The 4,841-nt window shown below is 72.7% G+C and carries 4 protein-coding genes and 1 pseudogene; 4 read left to right on the top strand and 1 reads right to left on the bottom strand.

Going from position 1 to position 4,841, the window contains the following annotated elements; translation table 11 throughout:
* From ACWCSD_RS47875 to ACWCSD_RS47860, 4 genes are all read left to right on the top strand, one after another.
* The coding region (locus ACWCSD_RS47875) for a GH1 family beta-glucosidase (RefSeq protein WP_449925692.1) at window positions 1–1,281 on the top strand (1,281 nt) is incomplete at its 5' end.
* Window positions 1,262–2,260 carry a LacI family DNA-binding transcriptional regulator gene (locus ACWCSD_RS47870; RefSeq protein WP_352351719.1) on the top strand — a complete coding sequence of 333 codons (999 nt, stop codon included), beginning with the start codon at window positions 1,262–1,264 and terminating at the stop codon, window positions 2,258–2,260. The genes ACWCSD_RS47875 and ACWCSD_RS47870, both read left to right, overlap by 20 nt.
* A 55-nt stretch (window positions 2,261–2,315) precedes the next feature.
* Window positions 2,316–3,143: an aldose 1-epimerase family protein gene (locus ACWCSD_RS47865; RefSeq protein WP_449925690.1), complete on the top strand. Its 828-nt coding sequence runs from the start codon at window positions 2,316–2,318 to the stop codon at window positions 3,141–3,143.
* 18 nt (window positions 3,144–3,161) lie between these two features.
* Entirely contained in the window at window positions 3,162–4,154 is a 993-nt protein-coding gene (locus ACWCSD_RS47860) for a phosphotransferase family protein (RefSeq protein WP_358293041.1), read from the top strand.
* Here the strand turns inward: ACWCSD_RS47860 and ACWCSD_RS47855 are convergent.
* Window positions 4,101–4,841, bottom strand: a pseudogene (locus tag ACWCSD_RS47855) (M64 family metallopeptidase); the annotation flags it as partial. The gene ACWCSD_RS47860 and the pseudogene ACWCSD_RS47855 overlap by 54 nt on opposite strands.

Genomic DNA, 4,841 nt, shown 5'->3' with positions numbered 1-4,841 from the left:
GACACCTTCACCAAGACCCCGGGGCGGGTGCTCAACGGGCACCACGGGGACGTGGCCATGGACCACTACCACCGCTACCGCCAGGACGTCGCCATCATGGCGGACCTGGGCCTGACGGCCTACCGCTTCTCGGTGTCGTGGCCGCGGATCCAGCCGACCGGCTCGGGCGCGGTCAACCAGAAGGGCCTGGACTTCTACAAGCGGCTCACGGACGAGCTCCGGAACAACGGCATCGACCCGTGGCTGACCCTCTACCACTGGGACCTGCCGCAGGAGCTGGAGGACAAGGGCGGCTGGCCCAACCGCGACACGGCCTACCGCTTCGCCGAGTACGCCGCGATCGTGCACGAGGCGCTGAAGGACCACGTCCACACCTTCAGCACGGTCAACGAGCCGTGGTGCGCCGCGTTCCTCGGCTACGCCTCGGGCGAGCACGCCCCTGGCCGGCGTGAGCCGCGCAACGCGATCAGGGGCGCGCATCACCTCAACCTGGCCCACGGCCTGGCCGTCCAGGCGATGGACGCGCGCCGCGCCGGCGGCTGCGTCAACCTGTACGCGATCTCCCCCGAGACCGGCAGCGAGGCCGACCTGGACGCGGCCCGCCGCATCGACGGCCTGCAGAACCGGTTCTTCCTGGACGCGCTGCTGACCGGCCGCTACCCCGAGGACGTCCTGAACGACATCCCGATCGACGACGACCTCGTGCGGCCGGGCGACATGAAGACCATCAACGCGCCGATCGACGTGCTGCTGGTCAACTACTACAGCCGCTTCACGGTCTCCGGCGCGCCCGGCGGCAGGGCGTCGGCGGCGGCGGCCCCCACGGACACGGCCTCGCCGTGGGTGGGCAGCGAGCACGTCTCGTTCGTCAACGGCGGCCGGCCGGTCACCGCGATGGGCTGGGAGATCGACGAGGACGGCCTGGTGGAGGTGCTCACCCGGGTGGCGCGGGACTACCCGCCGATCCCGATGGTGGTCTCCGAGAACGGCGCCGCCTTCGACGACGTGCTGGCCGACGGCCGCATCCACGACGCGCAGCGGCAGGCGTACGTGGAGGCGCACCTCGGCGCGTGCCGGCAGGCGATCGACGCGGGCGTGCCCCTGCAGGGTTATTTCGCCTGGTCGCTGATGGACAACTTCGAATGGGCCTGGGGCTACGGCAAGCGTTTCGGCCTGGTCCACGTCGACTTCGACACCCAGGAGCGGCTGCTGAAGGACAGCGCGCACTGGTACTCGGAGATCATCCGGCAGAATAGGCGACATGAACCGACCGACTCTTGAGGCAGTCGCGGCTCGGGCCGGTGTGGGCCGGGGCACGGTGTCGAGAGTCATCAACGGCTCGCCGAACGTCAGCGCCAAGGCCCGCGAGGCCGTCGAGCTGGCCATCCGCGAGCTGGGCTACGTGCCCAACAGGGCGGCGCGCGCCCTCGTCACGCGCCGCACGGACACGGTCGCCCTGGTGGTGTCGGAGTCCCAGTTCCGGGTCTTCGACGAGCCGTACTTCGCCGGCACCATCCGCGGCATCGGCTCGGCGCTGGCCGAGACCGGGCTGCAGCTGATCCTGGCGATGGCGCGCTCCCCCGAGGAGCACGAGCGGCTGGAGACCTACCTGACGGGGCAGCACGTCGACGGCGTGCTGCTGCTGTCGCTGCACGGCGCCGACCCGCTGCCGGGCAGGCTGGAGGAGATGGGCGTGCCGACCGTGCTCGGCGGCAGGCCCGTCGGCCTCGACCCCTACAGCTTCGTGGACATGGACAACCGGGCGGGGGCCCGGCAGGCGGTCAAACACCTGCTGGGCCTCGGCCGGGGCGCGATCGCCACGATCGCCGGCCCCCAGGACATGGGCGTGGGCGTCGACCGTCTGGCCGGCTACCGCGACGCTCTGCTGCCCTCGGGGCTGCCGGAGATCGTGGCCTTCGGCGACTTCTCCGAGGAGAGCGGCGCCACCGCCATGCAGGAGCTGCTGGAGAGCCATCCCGATCTCGACGCCGTCTTCGCCGCCTCCGACCCGATGGCCCTGGGCGCGATGCGCGTGCTCAAGGCCGCGGGCAAGGCGATCCCGGGCGACGTCGCCGTGATCGGCTTCGACGACTCCAAGGCCGCGCTGCACGCCGATCCGCCGCTGACCACCGTCCACCAGCCCACGGAGGCCATGGGCCGCCAGATGGCCCAGCTCCTCGTGGCCCGCATCAACGGCGAGGAGCTGCGCCAGCCCGTGGTGATCCTCGACACGCACCTGGTTCGCCGAGAGTCTGCCTGACCAGGCGTTATCCTGGCCCGGCTCGCTCGCACGCCCGACGAAAGGACCTTCTCCCGTGCCCCAGCTCGAAGGCGGCGGCTACACCGCGCAGATCAGCTCGCGCGGCGCCGCGCTCAGAACGCTCCGGCACGGCGGGCGCGACCTGGTGACGACCTGGCCCGAGCAGGGCCCGGTCCCCTACTTCGCGGGCACCGTCCTGGCCCCCTGGCCCAACCGGGTGGGCGGCGCCCGCTACGCCTTCCAGGGCCGCTCGCACCGGCTTGAGGTGACCGAGCCCGACCGCGGTCACGCGCTGCACGGCCTGGTCGCCGTCGTCGACTGGAAGGTGGCCGAGGCCGGGGCCGATCGGGCGCGCCTGACGTACGAGCTGGCCGAGGCGCCCGGTTACCCGTTCACGCTGGCGCTGTCGGCCGAGCACCGGCTCGACGCGGGCGGCCTGACCACGACGGTCACGGCCCGCAACACCGGCGAGGCCGACGCCCCCTACGGCTGCGGGCCCCACCCGTGGCTGCTGGGCGAGGAGCTGGAGCTGCCCGCCGCCCGCTATCTGACGACCGACGACCGGCTGCTGCCGGCCGGCCTGGCCGACGTCGCCGGCACCCCGTACGACTTCAGGAAGCCGCGCCCGGTCGGCGACACCGTGATCGACCACGCCTTCACCGGGCTCGACCGCGGCGAGGCGCGGGTCGGCGGGGTGCGGCTCGCCTGGGACCCGGCGGTGCTGCCCTGGGCACAGGTCTGCACGAGCCGGCAGCTCGGCTACGAGGGCGTCGCGGTCGAGCCGATGACCTGCCCGCCCGACGCCTTCAACTCCGGCACCGACCTGGTCGTACTGCGGCCGGGCGACGAACACGTGGCGAGCTGGACGATCAGCGTCGCCTGAACCCGGAAGGGGCCTCGCGTGGACAGCAGGACCAAGCGCCGCTTATCGCCCGCCGAGCTCGACGCGCTGGCCAGACGGGCCGTGGGGGCCGGTGTCTTCACGGCCGTCGAGCTGACCGACGGCTACGCCAACGCCGTGTGGCGGCTGACCCTGGAGGACGGCCGCGAGGTGGTGCTCAAGCTCTCCCCCTCGCCCGACCTCGACCAGCTCAGCTACGAGCGCAACCTGCTGCGCATGGAGGCCGCCGCCTACGAGCTGGCCGCCGCGGCGGGCGTGCCGATGGCCGAGCTGCTGGTGGCCGGGTTCGACGACCCGGTGCTCGGCGGCGACTACCTGATGCTGACCGCGCTCGACGGCGTCTCCTGGAACGACGTCAAGCCCGAGGGCGAGCAGGCGCTGCGCCGGGAGCTCGGCCGCCATCTGGCCGCCTTCAACGCGGTGACCGGCGAGGTGTTCGGCTACCCGCACGCCGGGATCGTCGGCTCGACCTGGCGGGAGGCGTTCCTGGCCATGGCGGGCGCGCTGCTGGCCGACACCGAGCGCTACCCGGCGCCGCTGCCCCGCCCGGCCGCCGAGATCATGGCGGTCTTCGAGCGGGCCGCGCCGGTGCTGGACGAGGTGACCACGCCGTGCCTGGTGCACTTCGACGTGTGGGCCGGGAACGTGTTCCTCGACCTGACCGGCGAGCCGCGCATCCAGGCGATCATCGACCACGAGCGGGCGTTCTGGGGCGACCCGATCGCCGAGTTCGTCACCCCGACGATCTTCGACGAGCTGCGCGAGGACGACCCGCTGCTGGCCGGCTACCGCGAGGTGACGCCGCTGGAGCTGACTTCCTCGGCCCGCGTCCGGCTGGATCTGTACCGCGCCTACCTCTACCTGATCCTGCTGGTGGAGAACGGACCCCGGCAGTACCCGGAGTCCGAGTACGCCAGGGTCCGCGATCTGGCCGTCAGCTCACTGACGGACGTCCTGGACCGCCTCGTACGGCTTCCCCTTGACGCCCGCTGACAGCTTGCCGCACTGACCGCCGCCCGCGCCGTTCACCTGGTTCGGCACGCCGAGGTCGGCCGGCCCGGGGGTGTTGCCGGTGCAGGCGAGCGCGCCCTTGACCGTGACGCCCGACAGGATCGGCGCGGTGTTGCCGGTGAGCACGGCCGCGCCGCGCAGCTCGGCGCCCACGACCGTGAGCCGGCCCGCGCCGGTGACGCTGAGCGCGCCGTCCACGCGGGTCCTGATCAGGTGCACGGCGGCGGGCCCGGCGGCGGTGAGCGTGCCGCTGATCCGGCCGCCGTCGGTCACCAGCGAGGCGCCGGCCTTGACCGTGACCGGGCCGGTGACCTGGGCGTCCTTCAGGCAGGTGACGCCGTCGGCCACGGTGAGCGGGCCCCGGTGCGCGCCGGTGACCGTGCGGTCGCAGGCCGGCGGCGGGGCGATGGTGGTGACGGTGAAGCTCTTGGCCTGCCCGTAGTTGCCGGCGGCGTCGATCGAGCGGTACTCGACGGTGTGCCGGCCGCGCGGCAGCTTGCCGTAGACCAGGGAGTCGATGACGGTGCCCTGCTCGGTGAACGTCCAGGGCAGCTCGGAGGAGGTGGGCCAGCCGAAGTAGTTGAACCAGCCGTCGCCGTCCACCCGGGACTCCGAGACCACGTAGCCGTCGCGGTCGTCGTCGCCGGTGAGCTTCATCGTGAACGGGCC

The sequence above is a fragment of the Nonomuraea sp. NPDC001684 genome, assembly GCF_053596515.1.
Note: the sequence above shows the minus strand (reverse complement) of the source record. Positions and strands in the feature narration are given on the sequence as shown.

Excerpts from the sequence above, each read along its gene's own strand:
- ACWCSD_RS47870 (WP_352351719.1), top strand. The coding sequence starts at position 1,262 with ATGAACCGACCGACTCTTGAGGCAGTCGCGGCTCGGGCCGGTGTGGGC.